Genomic DNA, 20,784 nt, shown 5'->3' on the forward strand with positions numbered 1-20,784 from the left:
ATGGCCAGCTCGGAAGACAAGCTCCGCGACTACCTGCGGCTGGTCACCGCCGACCTGCGGCGGGCCAGGCAGCGGCTGGAGGCGGTCGAGGCCAGGGGCGCCGAGCCGATCGCCATCGTGGGCATGGCCTGCCGGTTCGCAGGCGGCGTCGACTCGCCTGCGGACCTGTGGCGGCTGCTGGCCGACGGCGCGGACGCGATCGGGGAGATCCCTTCCGACCGAGGTTGGGACGTCGACTCGCTCTACGACCCGGAACCCGGCAGGCCGGGCAAGAGCTATGTGCGGCACGGCGGCTTCCTGGACACCGCCACCGAGTTCGACGCGGGCTTCTTCGGCATCGCCCCGCGCGAGGCGCTGGCCATGGACCCGCAGCAGCGGCTGCTGCTGGAGTCGGCCTGGGAGGCGGTCGAACGCGCGGGCATCGACCCGGCCGCCTTGCACGGCAGTGCCACCGGCGTGTTCGTCGGCGGCGCCGACACCAACTACAGCTACCTGGCCCGCCACTCCGCGCAGACCGAGGGCCACCTGCTGACCGGCGCCGCCACCAGCGTCCTGTCCGGCCGGATCGCCTACACGCTCGGCCTGGAGGGCCCGGCGGTCACCGTCGACACGGCCTGCTCGTCCTCCCTGGTCGCCCTGCACCTCGCGGTCCGCGCGCTGCGCGCCGACGAGTGCTCGCTGGCCCTGGTGGGCGGCGTCGCCGTGATCTCCACGACCGGCCTGTTCACCGAGTTCTCCCGCCAGCGCGGCCTCGCCCCCGACGGTCGCTGCAAGCCGTTCGCCGAGGCGGCGGACGGCACGTCCTGGGGTGAGGGCGTCGGCGTCCTGCTGGTCGAACGGCTGGCCGACGCCCGCCGCAACGGACACCCGGTGCTCGCGGTGGTGCGCGGCTCGGCGGTCAACCAGGACGGCGCCAGCAGCGGCCTCACCGCCCCGAACGGCCCCTCCCAGCAACGCGTGATCCGCAACGCCCTGGCCGACGCGCGGTTGTCGGCCGAGCAGGTCGACGCCGTGGAGGCCCACGGCACCGGCACCACCCTGGGCGACCCGATCGAGGCGCAGGCCCTGCTGGCGACCTATGGGCAGGACCGGGACCGACCGCTCTGGCTGGGCGGCGTGAAGTCCAACCTCGGCCACACCCAGGCCGTCGCGGGTCTCGCCGGTGTGATCAAGATGGTGCTCGCCCTCCGGCACGGCGTGCTGCCGAAGACCCTGCACGTGGACACGCCATCGTCGCATGTGGACTGGTCGGCAGGCGCGGTCGAGCTGTTGACCGAGGCCCGCGAGTGGCCGGTGGGGGAGCAGCCCCGGCGGGCAGCCGTCTCGGCGTTCGGGATCAGCGGCACCAACGCGCACGTGATCCTGGAAGAGGCGGAAGCGGTTTCCGAGGAGTCGGAGCCTGCGGCAGTCGAGCCCGCCGTGGTGCCGTGGGTGGTGTCGGCCAAGTCCGAGGCCGGGTTGCGCGCCCAGGCCCGGCGGCTGGCCGAGTTCTCCGGGGAGCTGCGGCCGGTCGACGTCGGGTACTCGTTGGTGACCTCGCGGTCGACCTTCACCCACCGCGCGGTGATCACAGCGGGGGACACCGAGTCCTTCGCACGCGGCCTGACCGCGCTGGGAACGGGCGAGGCGTCCGCCGGGGTTGCGGTCGGTGCGGTTCAGCCGGGCAGGGCGGCGTTCCTGTTCTCGGGCCAGGGTTCGCAGCGGTTGGGGATGGGTCGGGAGCTGCATGGCCGGTTCCCGGTGTTCGCGGCCGCGTTCGACGCGGTGTGCGCGGGGCTGGACGAACACCTGGACCTCTCGGTCAAGTCCGTGGCGTGGGGCACGAACGCCCGGCAGCTGGACCAGACGATGTATGCGCAGGCCGGGTTGTTCGCCGTCGAGGTGGCGTTGTTCCGGTTGGTGGAGTCCTGGGGTGTGCGGCCGGACTTCGTGGCAGGCCATTCCATCGGCGAGATCTCGGCCGCGCACGTGGCCGGGGTGCTGTCGCTGAGCGACGCGTGTGCGCTGGTGGCGGCGCGTGGCCAGCTGATGCAGGCGTTGCCCTCGGGCGGGGCGATGATCGCGATCGAGGCCACCGAGGACGAGGTGACGCCGCTGCTGGACGAGCACGTGTCCATCGCGGCCATCAACGGCCCGACCTCGATCGTGCTCTCCGGCGTGGAGGGCCCGGTCGTGCGAGCTGCCGGGGAGTTCGCCGCGCGCGGCCGCAAGACCAGTCGGCTGCGGGTCTCGCACGCGTTCCACTCGTCGCTGATGGACCCGATGCTGGCCGACTTCGGCGAGGACGCGGCCCGCCTGTCGTTCGCCGCGCCGGAGATCCCGCTGGTGTCGAACGTGACCGGCGAACTGGCGGGGGCGGAGCTGCCGCGCTCCCCGGAGTACTGGGTCAACCATGTCCGCGAGTCCGTGCGTTTCGCCGACGGCGTCAGTGCCCTGGGTGCGGCGGGGGTGACCCGGTTCCTGGAACTCGGCCCCGACGGCGTGCTCTCCGCGTTGGCCCGGGAGGTCGTGCCGGACGGCGCCGTGTTCGCGCCCGTGCTGCGCAAGGACCGGCCCGAGGAATCGGTGATCGTGGACGCGATCGCCCAGCTGCACGTCTCGGGTGTGCCGGTCGACTGGCAGGCGATCTTCGCCGGGACCGGCGCTCGCCGGGTCGACCTGCCCACCTACGCCTTCCAGCGCGAGCGGTTCTGGCCGGACGAGGTCGTCACGATCGAGAGCGTCGGTGCCGTTGGCCTGGCCGCCGCCGACCACCCGCTGCTGGGCGCGGCCGTCGAGCTGTCCGATGGCGACGGTGTGGTGTTCACCTCCCGGCTGTCCGTGCGGTCCCATCCCTGGCTGGCCGATCACGTCGTCCTTGGCTCGGTCCTGTTGCCCGGCACCGCTTTCGTCGAGCTGGCCGTCCACGCCGGTGACCAGGTCGGCTGCGGTCGGGTCGACGAGCTGACGCTGGCCGCGCCGATGGTGTTGCCCGCGCAGGGCGGCGTCCACGTACAGGTCCGGGTCGGCCCCGCCGACGAGTCCGACCGCCGCGCCATCACCATCCGGTCCAGGGCGGAAACCGGCCAGGGGCCGTGGATCGAACACGCCACCGGCCAACTGTCCACAAGCGACTCCAGTGGTGTCGACACGTTCTCCTGGCCCGCCAAGGGCGACCCGGTCGACCTGACCGGCCTGTATGACGACATGGCAGGCGGCGGGTTCGACTACGGGCCTGCCTTCCAGGGCCTGCGTGCCGCCTGGCGTCACGGCGATGAGGTGTTCGCCGAGGTCAGCCTGCCCGATGACGTCGAGGGCGGCGCGTTCGGCGTGCACCCCGCGCTGCTGGACGCCGTCCTGCACGTCTCGGCGTTCAACGGCATGCCCAGGGGGCTGGTCCCGTTCGCCTGGCAGGGCGTCACCCTGCGGGCGGCAGGCGCGTCGGCGGTCCGGGTTCGCGTCGCCCGCACCGGCGAGCGGCAGCTGTCCGTGGCGGCCGTCGACACCGACGGCGTGCCCGTGGTCACGGTGGACGCGCTCGTCCTCCGCGAGGTCTCCACCGACCGGATCGACCTCGCCGCCATCGTCCAGGACTCCCTGTTCGAACCCGACTGGACCCCGATCCCCACCGGCCCTGTCCTACCGACTGCGGCACCCGAGTCCGTCGCCGTGCTTGGCCTGGACCCGGTGGCCGGGTTCACGAACGTCCACCCGGATCTCCACGCGCTCGCCCGAGTGGGTGTCCCTGCCGTGGTCGTCACGTCGATGGTCGGACAGAACTCGGTCGATGCCGTGCACGCCGCGACCGACCGCGCGCTGACGGTGATCCAGTCCTGGTTGGCTGACGATCGCTTCGCCGCGTCCCGCCTGGTGTTCGTATCCCGGGGTGCGGTGTCCGGTGTGGACCTCGCGGCGGCCGCCGTGTGGGGACTGGTGCGATCCGCCCAGACGGAACACCCCGGCCGGTTCGCCTTGGTCGACCTGGACGACGCCTCGGCCTCATCCGCCGCCTGGCCCGTCGCTCTGGGCTCGGACGAGCCGCAGCTCCGGATCCGGGACGGCGTCGTCCTGGCCGGGCGCCTCATCCGCACGACGCCTCGACCGGTGGGCTCGCCGTGGACCGGTCTCGACGGCACCGTACTGATCACCGGCGGGACCGGCGGACTGGGACGTGTCCTTGCCCGGCACCTGGCGACCGAACACGGCGTCCGTGACCTGGTGCTGGTCAGCCGCCGAGGCATGGCGGCCGAGGGCACGGACGACCTGGTGGCCGAGCTGGCGGGCCTGGGCGCGCGGGCCGAGGTGGTGGCCTGTGACGTCACCGACCGCGCGGCGGTGTTCGACCTGGTCGACCGCTACCCCGTCGCCGCCGTCGTGCACACCGCCGGTGTACTGGACGACGGCGTGATCACCGCCCTGACCCCCGACCGGCTGGCCCGCGTGCTGCGGCCCAAGGTCGACGCGGCCTGGCACCTGCACGAGGCCACCCGCGACCGGGACCTCGCCGCGTTCGTGGTGTTCTCCTCGCTCGCGGGCACCATGGGCAGCCCGGGCCAGGCCAACTATGCGGCGGGCAACGCCTTCCTCGACGCCCTCGCCCGACACCGCCGCGCGGCGGGACTGCCCGGCCTGTCGCTGGCGTGGGGACCGTGGACCCAGGACGCCGGGATGACCGGGACCCTGTCCGAGACCCAGCTCCAGCGCGTCGCCCGCGCAGGCATCCCCGAGATCTCGCCGGAGCAGGGCATGGCCCTGTTCGACGCCGCGCTCGCCGCCGACGGCCCCGTGGTCGTGCCCACCCGGCTCGACCTGGCCGTGTGGCGGACCCAGGACGAGATCCCGGCCGTCCTGCGCGGCCTGGTCCGGGCCCGTGCCCGTCGGTCCGTCGCCACCGGCGGCGTGCACCGGGAACTGTCCGGGCTCTCCGTCGAGCAGCGGCGCGCGGCCCTGCTGGACGCGGTGCGCGCCCAGGTCGCGGTCGTGCTGGGCCACGCGGGCGCTGCGGTCATCGACCCGACGCGGGCGTTCAAGGACCTGGGTTTCGACTCCCTCACCGCCGTCGAGCTGCGCAACCGGCTGAGCACGGTCACCGGCATCAAGCTGCCCGCCACCGTGGTCTTCGACCACCCCAACGCCGAGGCCCTCGTCGACCACCTGCTCGGCGAACTGTTCGGCATCGACGAACCCCAGGCCGTGCAGCCGATCTCCGTCCTGGCCGACGACCCGATCGTCGTCGTCGGGATGGCCTGCCGCTACCCGGGTGGTGTGTCCTCGCCGGAAGGCTTGTGGCGCTTGGTGTCCGAGGGCGTGGATGCCATCTCCGGGTTCCCCACCGATCGCGGCTGGGACACCGAGTCGCTCTACAATCCCGACCGTACCGTCCTGGGCACCTCCTACACCCGGCACGGCGGCTTCCTGCACGAGGCGGGCGCGTTCGACGCCGAGTTCTTCGGTATGAGCCCGCGCGAGGCGCTGGCCACCGACGCGCAACAGCGGCTGCTGCTGGAGACCGCGTGGGAGGCCGTGGAACGGACCGGGACGGACCCGGCGACGTTAAGGGGCAGCCGGACCGGCGTGTTCGCCGGTGTCATGTACCACGACTACGTGGACCTGCTGACCGGTGACCAGTTCGAGGGCTTCCGGGGCAACAGCAGCGCGCACAGCATCGTGTCCGGCCGGATCTCCTACGCCTTCGGGCTGGAGGGCCCGGCCGTCACGGTCGACACGGCCTGCTCGTCCTCGCTGGTCGCGGTGCACCTGGCCGCCCAGGCCCTGCGCTCCGGCGAGTGCTCCCTGGCGCTGGCGGGCGGCGTGACCGTGATGTCCACCCCGGCCACCTTCGTGGACTTCTCCCGTCAGGGCGGACTGGCGGAAGACGGCCGCTGCAAGCCGTTCGCCGACTCGGCCGACGGCGTCGGCTGGTCCGAGGGCGTCGGTGTGCTTGTCCTGGAACGGCTTTCCGACGCGCGCAGGCACGGGCACGAGGTGCTGGCGGTCGTGCGGGGGAGCGCGGTCAACCAGGACGGTGCGTCGAACGGCCTGACCGCGCCCAACGGTCCGTCCCAGCAGCGGGTCATCCGTCAGGCCCTGGCCGGTGCCGGGCTGACGACGTCGGAAGTCGATGCCGTGGAGGCGCACGGCACCGGGACCACCCTGGGTGACCCGATCGAGGCCCAGGCGATCCTGGCCACCTATGGCCAGGATCGGGATCGGCCGTTGTGGCTGGGTTCGGTGAAGTCCAATCTCGGGCACACCCAGGCGGCTGCGGGCGTGGCGGGGATCATCAAGATGGTCATGGCCATGCGGCACGGGGTGCTGCCGAAGTCCCTGCACGTGGACCGGCCGTCATCGCATGTGGACTGGGCGGACGGCGCGGTCGAGCTGCTGACCGACCGGGTGCCGTGGCCCGAGACCGGTCGACCGCGCCGGGTGGGGGTGTCCTCGTTCGGGATCAGCGGCACGAACGCCCATGTGATCCTGGAGGAACCGGCCCGGGTCCCGCTGTCCGTGCCCTCGGGCGGGTCGGTCGAGCCGGGTGTCGTGCCGTGGGTGGTGTCGGCGAAGTCCGAGGCGGGCGTGCGGGACCAGGCCCGGCGCCTGGCCGCCCATGTGGCGGCCGGTGAGCTGGAACCGGTGGACGTGGCGTACTCGCTGGCGGTCTCCCGGACCGGCTTCGACCACCGCGCGGTCGTCACCGGCGGCGACGTCGAGGCGTTGGTGCGCGGCCTGTCGGCGCTGGGCACGAATGCCACCGGTGCCGTTGTGGGGGCGGTCCGGCCGGGGAAGACCGCGTTCCTGTTCTCCGGTCAGGGTTCGCAGCGGCTCGGGATGGGTCGGGAGCTGTATGATCGGTTCCCGGTCTTCGCCGAGGCTTTCGACGCGGTGTGTGCCGGGCTGGACGAGCACCTGGACCGGTCGGTCAGGTCGGTGGTCTGGGGCGTGGATCCGGAACCGGTCGACGAGACCATGTATGCCCAGGCCGGGTTGTTCGCCGTCGAGGTGGCGTTGTTCCGGTTGGTGGAGTCCTGGGGCGTGCGGCCGGACTACCTGGCCGGGCATTCCATCGGTGAGATCGCGGCCGCGCATGTGGCCGGGGTGTTGTCACTGGGTGACGCCTGCGCCTTGGTGGCCGCTCGTGGCCGGTTGATGCAGGCCCTGCCGTCCGGCGGGGCGATGGTGGCGATCGCGGCCACCGAGGACGAGATCGTTCCGTTCCTGGACGAGCAGGTGTCGATCGCGGCCGTCAATGGCCCGTCGTCGGTTGTGGTGTCCGGTGTTGATGCTGCGGTTCTGCGGGTGGGGGAGGAGTTCGCGGCTCGGGGGTGCAAGACGAGTCGGCTTCGGGTGTCGCACGCGTTCCATTCGCCGTTGATGGAGCCGATGCTGGCGGAGTTCGGTGCGGTGGCGGCCCGGCTTTCGTATGCCGCGCCCGCGATCCCCGTGGTGTCGAATGTGACCGGCGAGTTGGCGACCGGGTACTCGCCGGAGTACTGGGTCGAGCATGTCCGGAAGACCGTCCGGTTCGCGGACGGTGTGCGTGCCCTGGACGGTGCCGGTGTCACGCGGTTCCTGGAGCTGGGGCCGGACGGGGTTCTCTCGGCGCTGGCCCGGGAGAACACGGCGGACGATGCCTTGCTCGTTCCGGTGCTGCGCAAGGACCGCGCCGAGGAACCGACGATCGTCACCGCGCTGGCCCACCTGCACGTCTCCGGTCTGGCGGTCGACTGGTCGGCCTTCTTCGCAGGCATGGGCGCTCGGCGGGTGGACCTGCCGACGTATGCCTTCCAACACCAGTGGTACTGGCCCGCCGTCACGCCGACCAAGAGCGCGGGCGCGATCGGGCTGACGTCCGTCGATCACCCGCTGCTGGGCGCGGCTGCGGAACTGCCGGACGACGGCGGTGTCCTGTTCACCGCACGCCTGTCGCTGTCCTCCCATCCCTGGCTGGCCGATCACATCGTCCTCGGGTCGGTGATCGCCCCCGGGACGGCGTTGGTCGAACTGGTGATCCGCGCGGGTGATGAGGTCGGCTGCCGACAGATCGAGGAACTCACCCTCGCTGCCCCGTTGCCGCTGCCCGCCCAGGGCGGAGTCCGACTCCAGGCCTGGGTCGGCGAACCCGACGACGCCTGCCGACGCGCCATCACCGTCCGCTCCCGGCCGGAGAAGCTCGGCGACTGGGTGGTGCACGCGACCGGCACCCTGGCCCCGGCCGAGCTTCCGGCCGACGCCTTCTCGTGGCCGCCGGACGCCGACCCGGTGGACCTGACCGGCGTCTATGACCGGCTGGCCGACGCCGGACTCGCCTACGGTCCGGTATTCCAGGGCCTGCGGGCCGCGTGGCGGCGGGCCGACGAGGTGTTCGCCGAGGTGGCATTGTCGGAGTCCGTGCAGGCTGAGGCATTCGGCCTGCACCCGGCTCTCTGGGACGCCGCACTGCACGCGGCGGTCCTTCTGGATGTCGATGGCGGTGTCCCGTTCTCCTGGAGCGGTGTCTCCGTGCACGCCTCCGGCGCTTCCGTTGTGCGGGTTCGGCTGACGCCGTCCGCAGGCGGCATGTCGGTCGCCATCACCGACACCGACGGACAACCGGTCGCCACGATCGAGACCCTGACCGTCCGGCCGATCTCTGCCGCCCAAGTGACCGACTCCACTACCCGGAACTCGTTGTTCGAGACCGACTGGGTGTCCGTGCCCACGCAGGCCGCCGTCGTGGAATCGGTCGCGGTGATGGGTTCCGATGCCGGTCTCATGGCCGACCTGTCGTTGGAGTTCCACGCGGACCTGGCATCCCTGGCCGAGACCGACACCGTGGTGTTCCCGATCGTCGGCGACGCCTCCGCCGACGTGGTCGGCGCGGTCCACACCGCGACCGCCCGTGTGCTGGCGCTGGTCCGGGACTGGCTGGCCGACGACCGTTTCACCACGTCACGCCTGGTCTTCGTGACCCGGGGCGGGACGGTCGGCGGCGATCTCGCCGCAGCAGGCGTGTGGGGACTCGTGCGATCCGCGCAGTCCGAGCACCCCGGCCGGTTCGGACTGATCGACCTGGACGACAGCCCCGCCTCGCTCGACTCACTCCCGTCCGCCCTGGCCCTCCTCGAAGCCGAACCCCAGCTCACCATCCGCAGCGGCACCATCCTGACCGCCCGCCTGACCAAGGCACCGGCCACCGAGCCCCGCGAACCCGCGTGGTCCGCCGGGCCGGTACTGATCACCGGCGGCACCGGCGGCCTGGGCCGGGTCATCGCCCGACACCTGGTCACCGAGCACGGCGCACGGGACCTGCTGCTGGTCAGCCGCCGTGGTCCGGCCGCCGACGGCGTGCAGGACCTCACCGCCGAGCTGACCGGCCTGGGCGCCCGGGTGGAGACCATCGCCTGTGACGTCACCGACCGGGACGCCGTGACCGAACTGTTCGACCAGCACCCGGTGCACGCCGTCGTGCACGCGGCAGGCGTCCTGGACGACGGCGTGATCACCTCCCTGACCGAGGTCCGGCTGGCGGCCGTGCTGCGCCCCAAGGTCGACGCGGCGTGGAACCTGCACGAGGCGACCCTGGACCGGGACCTGTCCGCGTTTGTCGTCTTCTCCTCCCTGGCGGGCGTGATCGGCAGCCCCGGCCAGGCCAACTACGCAGCAGGCAACGCGTTCCTGGACGGCCTGATCCACTACCGCCGCGCCCTCGGCCTCCCGGGCACCTCCCTCGCCTGGGGACCGTGGACCCGGGACACCGGGATGACCGGCGCCCTCGCCGACACCGCCCGCCGCCCCGGCCTGCCCCTGATCTCCCCGGACCTGGGCACGGCCCTGTTCGACGCCGCCCTGTCCGGTGACCACGCGGTCGTCGCGCCCGTCCTGCTCGACCCGGCGGCCTGGCGCGACGAGGTCCCCGCGATCCTGCGCGGCCTGATCCGACCTCGCGTCCGCCGCGCGGCAGCCGGGACCGCAGACCTGTCCCGGCGCCTCACCGGCCTGCCCGCCGAACAGCGGGTCGAAACGCTGCTGGGCGCGGTCCGCGCCGAGATCGCGGCGGTCCTCGGTCACTCGGACGCGGCGGCGATCGGTCCGGCCCGCGCGTTCCAGGATCTCGGGTTCGACTCCCTGACCGCCATCGAACTCCGCAACCGCCTCAACACCCTCACCGGCCTGCGCCTCCCCGCGACCCTGCTGTTCGACTACCCGACCGCGAACGCCGTCGTGACCTACCTGCTGGACGAGCTGTTCGGCGCCGAGCCGGTGATCCCGACCGCTGTGACGTCGTCGGTGACCGACGACCCGGTCGTGATCGTCGGCATGGCCTGCCGCTACCCCGGCGGCGTGTCCTCGCCGGAAGATTTGTGGCGGTTGGTGTCCGAGGGCGTGGACGCCGTCTCGGCGTTCCCCACCGATCGCGGCTGGGACCTGGAATCCCTGCACAGCACCGATCCGGACGCCACCGGCACCTCCTACACCCGGCACGGCGGCTTCCTGCACGAGGCCGCGAACTTCGACCCCGACTTCTTCGAGATGAGCCCCCGCGAGGCCCTCGCCACCGACGCCCAGCAGCGGCTCCTGCTGGAGACGGTGTGGGAGGCGATCGAACGAACCGGCATCGACCCCGTCTCCCTGCGGGGAAGCCAGACCGGCGTGTTCGCCGGGGTGATGTACCACGACTACGTCGCCCTCCTCGGCGACGACCGGTTCGAGGGCGTCCGGGGCAGCAGCAGCGCGCACAGCATCGTGTCCGGCCGTGTCTCCTATACCTTCGGCTTCGAGGGCCCGGCGGTCACCGTCGACACAGCGTGTTCGTCCTCGCTGGTCGCGGTGCACCTGGCCGCTCAGGCCCTGCGCGCCGGTGAGTGCGGGCTGGCCCTGGCAGGCGGCGTGACGGTGATGTCCACGCCCGGCACCTTCGTCGAGTTCTCCCGGCAGGGCGGGCTCGCGGTGGACGGTCGCTGCAAGGCCTACGCGGACTCGGCCGACGGCGTGGGCTGGTCCGAGGGCGTCGGTGTGCTGGTCCTGGAACGCCTCTCCGACGCGCGCCGGAACGGGCACCGGGTGCTGGCCGTGCTGAAGGGCAGCGCGGTCAACCAGGATGGCGCTTCCAACGGCCTGACCGCGCCCAACGGCCCGTCCCAGCAGCGGGTGATCCGCGCCGCCCTGGCGAGCGCCGGACTGTCCACAACGGACGTCGACGCCGTCGAAGGTCATGGCACCGGGACGACCCTGGGCGACCCGATCGAGGCACAGGCCCTGCTGGCCACCTACGGCCGGGACCGGGACCGGCCGCTGCTGCTCGGCTCGATCAAGTCCAACCTGGGCCACACCCAGGCGGCCGCCGGGGTGGCCGGGATGATCAAGATGATCATGGCCATGCGGCACGGCCTGCTGCCCAGGACCCTGCACGCGGCCGTCCCGTCGACCCATGTGGAGTGGTCGACGGGCGCGGTCGAGTTGCTCACCGAGCCGACCCGCTGGCCGGACCTGGACCGGCCGCGCCGGGCGGGCGTGTCCTCCTTCGGGATCAGCGGTACCAACGCACACGTGATCCTCGAACAACCGTCCACGGAAACCCCTGTCGCGGAACCCGAGGGTCACGCGGTCGTGCCGTGGGTGGTGTCGGCGAAGTCCGAGGCGGGTCTGCGTGCCCAGGCCGGACGGTTGGCCGCCCATGTCGACGGCGCGGGACTGCGGTTGGCCGATGTGGGGTGCTCGCTGGCGGTCGCGCGGTCGGGCTTCACCCACCGCGCGGTCGTGACGGCCGCCGACACCGAGTCCATGGTCCGTGGCCTGTCCGCACTGGCTGCGGGCGAGCCGGATCTTGCCGTGGTGAGTGGCGTGGCGGGCGGCGGCAAGACGGCGTTCCTGTTCTCGGGTCAGGGTTCGCAGCGGCTGGGGATGGGTCGGGAGCTGTATGACCGGTTCCCGGTGTTCGCGGCAGCGTTCGACGCGGTATGCGCGGGCTTGGACGAATACCTGGATCAGCCGATCAAGTCGGTGATCTGGGGCGCGGACGCCGAGCCTGCCGACGCGACCGCGTATGCCCAGGCCGGGTTGTTCGCGGTCGAGGTCGCCCTGTTCCGTCTGGTCGGCTTGTGGGGCGTGCGGCCGGACTACCTGGCGGGCCACTCCATCGGCGAGATCGCGGCCGCTCACCTGGCCGGAGTGTTCTCGTTGGACGATGCCTGTGCGCTGGTGGCAGCCCGGGGCCGGTTGATGCAGGCCCTGCCGCCCGGCGGGGCGATGGTGGCGATCGACGCGACCGAGGACGAGGTCGTTCCGCTGCTGGACGAGCACGTGTCGATCGCGGCGGTCAACGGCCCGTCCGCCGTGGTGATCTCCGGTGCCGAGGCGGCCGTAGAGCTGGTCCGGGAACGGTTCGCGGACCGGCGGACGAGTCGGCTGCGCGTGTCGCATGCGTTCCACTCGCCGCTGATGGAACCGATGCTCGCGGAGTTCCGTGCCGTGGTCGAGCGCCTGTCGTTCGACGCACCGGCGATCCCGGTTGTGTCCAATGTGACCGGTGAGCAGGCGACCGAGGAGCTGTGTTCCCCGGCGTACTGGGTCGGCCACGTGCGTGAGACTGTCCGATTCGCCGACGGCGTACGCGCCCTCCACAACGCGGGCGTGACCCGTTTCCTGGAGATCGGCCCGGACGCGGTGCTCACCGGCATGGCCGCGACCTGCCTGGACGATGACGCCCGACTCATCCCGGTGCTGCGCCGGGACCGGGATGAGGAACCGGTGCTCGTGGACGCGCTGGCTCACCTGCACGTCTCGGGCGTGACCATCGACTGGGCCGCGTTCTTCACCGGTGCCCGGCGGGTGGATTTGCCGACGTATGCCTTCCAGCACCAGCGGTTCTGGCCCGAATCGAAGGCCGGGGCCGGTGACATCGGTGCCGTGGGGTTGGAGCCTGCCGGGCATCCGTTGTTGGGTGCGGCGGTTGAGCTGTCCGATGGGGACGGTGTGGTGTTCACGTCCCGACTGTCGGTGGCGTCGCATCCGTGGCTGGCCGATCACGTGGTGCTGGGGTCGGTGTTGTTGCCCGGCACGGCTTTCGTGGAGTTGGCGATCCACGCGGGTGACCAGATGGGCTGTGGTCGGGTCGACGAGCTGACCTTGGCGGCCCCGTTGGTGCTGCCGGAACACGGCGGTGTCCGGGTCCAGGTGCGGATCGGTGCCGCCGACGAGTCCGGCCGCCGCTCGTTCGGCGTCCGCTCCCGGGCAGGCGAGCAGTCCTGGGTCGAGCACGCGACCGGCTTCCTTACCGCAGGCAGCCCCAGCCCTGTGGACTTCGATGCGACCGCATGGCCGCCCGCCGACGCGGAGCCGGTGGACGTCACCGACGCCTACGACACCCTGCGGGACCACGGATTCGGCTATGGCCCGGTCTTCCAGGGCCTGCGAGCCGCGTGGCGACGCGGGGACGAGGTCTTCGCCGAGGTCGGCCTGCCCGAAGGGACCACCGGCGGAGGCTTCGGACTGCACCCGGCGCTGTTGGACGCCGCGATGCACGCAGCGATCCTGCTCGACACCGGCCGGGAGACCGTCATCCCGTTCGCCTGGAACGACGTCTCCCTGCACGCCATGGGCGCGTCCACGGTCCGGGTCCGACTGTCCTGGGACGACGATGGCTCGATGTCCATAGCCGTCGCGGACGCTACGGGAAGCCCCGTCCTGTCCGTGGGTTCCGTGGTCGGCAGGCCGGTCTCCGCGCGACAGCTGGACCGCCCCGGCGACGCGGCCCTGTTCGGCATCGAGTGGCGCCCGATCACCGTGGCCGCGACGGGTACCCAGGTCACGCCTTGGGAAGATCTCGCGGACACCGTGCCCGACGTGGTGGTGCTCAGGTGCCCGACCTCGGCCGATGACATCCTGGCGGGAGCGCGTTCGGCCACCCACCACGTGCTGGCCGTGCTGCAACAGTGGCTGGCCGATGCCCGGTTTGCCGAGTCCCGACTGGTCGTGGTGACCCGCAACGCGGTGTCCGTGTCCGACGGCGACGAGATCGACCTACGCCAGGCGCCCGTCTGGGGACTCGTCCGCTCCGCCCAGGCCGAGAACCCCGGCCGCTTCACCCTCGTCGACCTGGACGACGACGGAGCCCTGCCACTGGCACTGGCCGCCGACGAACCCGAGTCGGCCGTGCGCGCGGGCACCGTCCACGTGCCGCACCTCGCCCGACAGGCTGACCGGCACTCGGACCTGACGCTCGACCCCGACCGCACGGTCCTGATCACCGGCGGCACCGGCGGGGTGGGTGCCGCCCTGGCCCGGCACCTGGTGGCCGAGCACGGCGTCCGGCACCTGGTCCTCGCGGGCCGCCGGGGGATCGACGCGCCTGCGGCCGCCGAGCTGGCCGCCGAACTGACCGACGCGGGCGCCCGGGTCCGGGTCGCCGCGTGCGACGTGTCGGACCGGGCCGCCGTGGCCCGGCTCATCGACGAGATCACCGCAGAGCGACCGCTGACCGCCGTGCTGCACGCGGCCGGGATCGCGGACAACGGCCTGATCGGCGCCCTCACCCCGGACCGGGTCGACGCGGTGCTCGCCCCCAAGGCCGACGCCGCCTGGCACCTGCACGAACTGACCCGGCACCTGGACCTGGCCGCGTTCGTGCTCATCTCCTCGGCGGGCGGCCTCGTGCTCGCGGCCGGTCAGGGCAACTACGCCGCCGCCAACGTCTTCCTGGACGCCCTGGCGAGCGCGCGCCGGGCGGACGGCCTGCCCGCGACCGCCATGGCCTTCGCCCTGTGGGACGTCGAGGGCGGGATGAGCCAACACCTGGGCGAGGTCGACCGCACCCGGATGGCCACCCAGGGCCTCCCGCCGCTGTCCCACGAGTCCGGCCTGACCCTGTTCGACGCCGCCCTGTGCGGCGACCGGGCCGCCGTCGTCCCGCTCCGCCTCGACACCCGCGCCCTGCGCGCTCGCACCGACACCGTCCCGGCCCTGCTGCGCGGCCTCGCCCCGCAGCCCCGCCGTGCCGTCGAGCCGACGACCACCCTGGCCAGGCAGCTGGCCGGGCTGACGCCGGGGGAGCGGCACCGGGCGGTCCTGCAGGTCGTGCGTACCCAGGTCGCGGCCGTGCTCGGGCACACCTCGATCGAGGCGATCGCGCCCGACCGCGCCTTCCGCGAGCTGGGCTTCGACTCCCTCGCCGCGACCGACCTCCGCAACCGCCTCAACACGCTGACCGGCCTGCGCCTGCCCGCCACGCTCGTCTTCGACCACCCGAACGCCCAGGCCGTCACCGACCACATCGAGTCCCGGCTGGAAGGCACCCGCAGCACCGTCACGGTGACCGAGCGCGCCGGATCGGACGAGCCGATCGCCATCGTGGCGATGGCCTGCCGCTACCCCGGTGGCGTGCGCACCCCGGAAGACCTGTGGCGGCTGCTGCTCGACGGCGTGGACACGGTGTCGGACCTGCCCGCCGACCGGGGCTGGCGCGTCGACGACCTCTACGACCCGGAGCCCGGCAAGGAGGGCAAGAGCTACACCCGCAACGGCAGCTTCCTGCACGACGCCGCCGACTTCGACCCGGCCGTGTTCGGCATCTCGCCCCGCGAGGCCCTGCACATGGACCCGCAGCAGCGGCTCCTGCTGGAGGCATCCTGGGAGGCGGTGGAGCGCGCAGGCCTCGACCCGATGTCGCTCAAGGGCAGCCGGACCGGCGTCTTCGCGGGCGTGATGTACCACGACTACGCGCTGAACGTGTCCCCGTCCGGCACCAGCGGCGGCAGCGTCGTGTCCGGCCGCGTCTCCTACACGCTCGGCCTCGAAGGCCCGGCCGTCACCGTGGACACGGCCTGCTCGTCATCCCTGGTCGCCCTGCACCTGGCCGTCCAGGCGCTGCGCTCCGGCGAGTGTTCCCTGGCCCTGGCGGGCGGCGCCACCGTGATGTCCACCCCCGGCATGCTCATCGAGTTCAGCCGCCAGCGCGGCCTGTCCCCGGACGGCCGCTGCAAGTCCTACTCGGCGGGCGCCGACGGTGTCGGCTGGTCCGAGGGCGTCGGCGTGCTGCTGGTCGAACGCCTCTCGGACGCGCTGCGCAACGGCCACCCCGTGCTGGCCCTGGTGCGCGGCACCGCCGTCAACCAGGACGGCGCCTCAAACGGCCTGACCGCCCCCAATGGCCCGTCCCAGCAACGCCTGATCCATCAGGCCCTGGCAGGCGCCGGATTGTCCACTGCGGACATCGACGCCGTCGAAGGTCACGGCACCGGGACGACCCTGGGCGACCCGATCGAGGCCCAAGCCCTATTGGCCACCTACGGCCGGGACCGGGACCGGCCGCTGCTGCTCGGCTCGATCAAGTCCAACCTGGGCCACACCCAGGCGGCGGCGGGCGTGGCAGGCGTGATCAAGATGGTCCTGGCCATGCGGCACGGCCTGCTCCCGCGCACCCTGCACATGGATGCCCCCTCGCCGCACGTGGACTGGTCCGAGGGCGCCATCGAACTCCTGACGGAGTCCCGCCCCTGGCCGGACGCGGCCCACCCGCGCCGCGCGGGCGTGTCGGCCTTCGGCATCAGCGGCACCAATGCCCACGTCATCCTGGAACAGGGCCCGACGCCTGCGGATCTGAGTGCTACCAACGGACCTGCCCCGGAAGCCGAGATGATGCCCTGGCCCGTCTCGGCGGCCACTCCGGCGGCGTTGCGGGCCCAGGCCGAGAGCCTGTCGGCGTTCCTGGACACACGGCCGGAACTCGACCTGCTCGACGTGGCGCACTCACTGGCCACGACACGGGCGACGTTCGAGTGCCGGGCCGTCGTGGTCGGAACCGAGCGCGAGTCGTTGCTGACCGGACTGCGCGCGGTGGCGCGAGGCGAGGCCGGTCCCGGTGTCCACCAGGCGACCGCGCGTTCCGTTGCCACCACGGCGTTCCTGTTCTCGGGCCAGGGATCGCAGCGGCTCGGGATGGGGCGGGAGCTGTACGACCGGTTCCCGGTGTTCGCGACGGCGTTCGACGCGGTGTGCGCCGGGCTGGACGAGCACCTGGAACAGCCGATCAAGTCGGTGATCTGGGGCGCGGATGCCGAGTTGCTTGACCAGACGGCGTTCGCGCAGGCCGGGTTGTTCGCCGCCGAAGTGGCGTTGTTCCGACTGTTGGACTCCTGGGGAATCCACCCGGACTTCGTGGCCGGGCACTCCATCGGCGAGATCGCGGCGGCCCACGTTGCCGGGGTGCTCTCGTTGGGTGACGCCTGCGCGCTGGTGGCGGCTCGTGGCCGGTTGATGCAGGCGCTACCCGTCGGTGGGGCCATGGTGGCGATCGAGGCCACCGAGGGCGAGGTCGCGCCGCTGCTGGACGACCAGGTATCGCTCGCGGCGATCAACGGTCCGACCGCGGTCGTGGTGTCCGGTGTGGACACTGCGGTTGCGCGAGTCCTGGAACACTTCGCCGATCGCCGCACGAGCAGGCTTCGTGTGTCGCACGCGTTCCACTCGCCGTTGATGGAGCCGATGCTGGCCGAGTTCGGCGAGGTGGCGGCGCGACTGTCCTACGCCCCGCCGGTGATCCCGGTCGTGTCCACTGTGACCGGCGAGCCGGTGTCCGAGTACACACCGGAGTACTGGGTCGACCACGTCCGCGCGACCGTCCGCTTCGCCGACGGCCTGCGCGCCCTCCACGCCGCCGGGGTGACCCGGTTCGTCGAGATCGGTCCCGACGCCGTACTGACCGGCATGGCCGGGTCCTGCCTCGGCGACGTCCCGGACGTCCTGGCGGTCCCGACCCAGCGCAAGGACCGATCCGAACACGCGACGATCGTGGACGCGCTCGCCCGCCTGCACGTCGCAGGCGCCGCCATCGACTGGACCACGTTCTTCACCGGCGCCCGCCGAGTCGACCTGCCCACCTACGCCTTCCAGCGCAGGCGCTACTGGATCAACGCAGGCCAGGGCACCGACCTGGACGCGGCCGGTGTGGGTTCCGTGCGGCACCCCCTGCTCGGTGCCGCAGTCCGGCTCCCCGACTCGGGCGGCGTCGTGCTGACCGGTCGACTGTCCCTGGAAGACCACCCCTGGCTGGCCGATCACGCGATCCTGGGCAAGGTCCTGCTGCCCGCGACCGCCTTCGTCGAGATGGTCCTGCGCGCCGCGACCGAGGCAGGCTGTGCCGCGATCGAGGAACTGACGGTGTCGACCCCGCTCGTGCTGTCCGGCCGCGTGGGCGTCGAGGTGGTCGTGGGCGCCGCAGACGACACCGGCCGCAGGCCCGTCGCCGTCTACTCCCAGCAGGACGACGCCTGGACCGAGCACGTCTCCGGCTTCGTCGTCCCCACCGGCCCGGCCGCACCCTGCGACCTCACCGTCTGGCCACCCGCAGGCGCCGAGCAGATTCCGGTGGCCGACACGTACGACCTCTTCGACCAGCACGGCTACGACTATGGACCCACCTTCCAGGGCCTCCGCGCGGCCTGGCGCCGTGGAGCCGAGATCTTCGCCGAGGTCGCGCTGCCCGAGTCCGCCCTGCCCGAGTCCGCCTTGCCCGAGTCCGCCAAGCCCGACGCAGCCGCGTTCGCCCTGCACCCGGCCCTGTTCGACGCGGCCATGCACGCTGCCGTCCTCGCCACCGACGTCGGCGGCACGGTCATCCCGTTCGCCTGGAACGACATCGCCCTGCACGCGGTCGGCGCGTCCGCCATCCGGGTCCGCCTGACCCGGGCGGGCGACGGCGCGCTGTCCCTCGCGATCGCCGACACCACCGGCGCCCCGGTGGCCACCGTCGGCGCGATGATCGGCCGCCCGGTCTCCGCCGACCAGCTGGCCGACCGGGAGCCGTTGTTCGGCATCGACTGGGTCCCCGCGTCGGTCCCACCCCGGGCCGCGAACTGGACGTGGCTGCCCGACATCACCCCGGCCGAGACCCCGTCCGTCGCGGTGTTCGACTGCTCGTCGATCTCTGTGTCCGCTGTCCCGATGGGCACTGTCGTGACGGGCATCCGCGCGGTCACCCACCGGGTGCTCGACGTGATCCAGCGATGGCTCGCCGACGAGCGGTTCGCCTGCGCCCGCCTGGTGATCCTGACCCGGAACGCGGTCGCCTCGGACATCGACCTGCCCCAGGCCCCGGTGTGGGGTCTGGTGCGGTCCGCCCAGGCGGAGAACCCCGGCCGCCTCACCCTCCTGGACTGGGACGGCGAGGACACCTCACGCGAGGTGCTCGACCGCGTCCTCGCCACCGAGGAACCCGAGCTCGCCCTCCGCCACGGCTCACCCCTGGTGCCCCGCCTGGTCCGCCTGAGCGGCCGGACCACACCGCCCGCGTTCGACACCGGCACCGTCCTGATCACCGGCGGCACCGGCGGCCTCGGCGCCATGATGGCCCGCCACCTCGTCATCGAACACGGCGCCCGCGACCTCGTCCTCACCAGTCGACGCGGCACCGAGGCGCCCGGCGCCCCGAACCTCGCCGCCGAGCTGACCGACCTGGGCGCCCGGGTCCGGATCGTCGCCTGCGACGTCGCCGACCGCGCGGCCCTGGCCGCCCTCCTGGACGGGATCACCACTCTCACCGCCGTCGTGCACGCCGCCGGGGTCGGCGACAACGGCCTGGTCGGCGCCCTGACCCCCGAGCGCATCGACGCCGTCCTGGCCCCCAAGGCCGACGCGGCCTGGCACCTGCACGAGCTGACCCGCGACCGGGACCTGTCCGCGTTCGTCCTGATCTCCTCGGTCGGCGGCCTGGTGCTCGTCGCCGGTCAGGGCAACTACGCGGCCGCCAACGTCTTCCTGGACGCGCTGGCCGAGCACCGGCACGCCCAGGGCCTGCCCGCGACCGCGATGGCCTTCGGCATGTGGGACTTCGACGCGGGTCTGGGCAGCCACCTGCGCGATCTCGACGTCACCAGGATGGCCACCCACGGCGTCCCCGCGCTGTCCCCCGACACCGGGCTGGCCCTGTTCGAGGCGGGCCTGCGCACCGACCGGGCCGCGATCGTGCCGATCCGGGTCGACATCCAGGCCCTGCGCGCCCGAACCGATGTCGTCCCGGCACTCCTGCGCGGCCTGGTCCCGACCACGCGCCGGGCGAGCACCACCGTCACCGAACACGGCACCACTCTGGCCGACCGCGTCGCCGGGCTGACACCGGCCGAACGGCACCGCGCGGTGCTTCGGCTCGTCCGCACCGAGGTGGCCGCGGTGCTCGGGCACGCCACCGCCGAGGCGATCACCCCCGACCGGGCCTTCCGCGAACTCGGCTTCGACTCGCTGGCCGCCACCGAGCTGCGCAACCGCCTCAACACGGTCACCGGCCTGCGCCTGCCCGCCACCCTCGTCTTCGACCACCCCAACTCCGAGGCCATCGCCACCTGCGTCGAGGCCGAGCTGGCCCCGGCCACCGAGGCGGGCTCCGGCGACGACGAGCTGCGCCGCGCCCTGCTCACGATCCCCACCCGCAGGCTCCGCGACGCGGGCCTGGTGGACAGCCTGCTCGACCTGGCCGACGTCCGGCCGGTGTCCGATGTGGAGGGTTCCGGCCCGCGCCCGGCCCGGCCGCGCGACGACGACCGCGCCGTCACCACGCACGAGCCCATCGCCGTCATCGGCATGGCCTGCCGCTACCCGGGCGGCGTGACCAGCCCCGACGACCTGTGGCGGCTGGTGTCCACCGGCGCCGACGCGATCTCCGGGTTCCCCGCCGACCGAGGCTGGGACCTGGCCCGCCTGCGCGACCCGAGCACCGACACCCGCTACACCGAGGCGGGCGGCTTCCTCGCCGAGGCCGCCGACTTCGACCCCGGCTTCTTCGGCATCTCGCCGCGCGAGGCGCTGGGCATGGACCCGCAGCAGCGACTCGCGCTGGAA

General features: G+C 72.7%; 1 protein-coding gene (running past one end of the window). It reads left to right on the plus strand.

All coding sequences use genetic code 11. From position 1 onward, the window contains the following. Window positions 1-20,784 carry the 5' portion of a type I polyketide synthase gene (locus tag C503_RS47640; protein ID WP_018680914.1) on the plus strand. The gene runs 9,888 nt beyond the window's last position, so 20,784 of the gene's 30,672 nt are visible here — the first part of the coding sequence; its start codon is at window positions 1-3; the stop codon falls past the right edge of the window.

Source organism: Actinokineospora enzanensis DSM 44649 (assembly GCF_000374445.1).
GTDB lineage: Bacteria > Actinomycetota > Actinomycetes > Mycobacteriales > Pseudonocardiaceae > Actinokineospora > Actinokineospora enzanensis.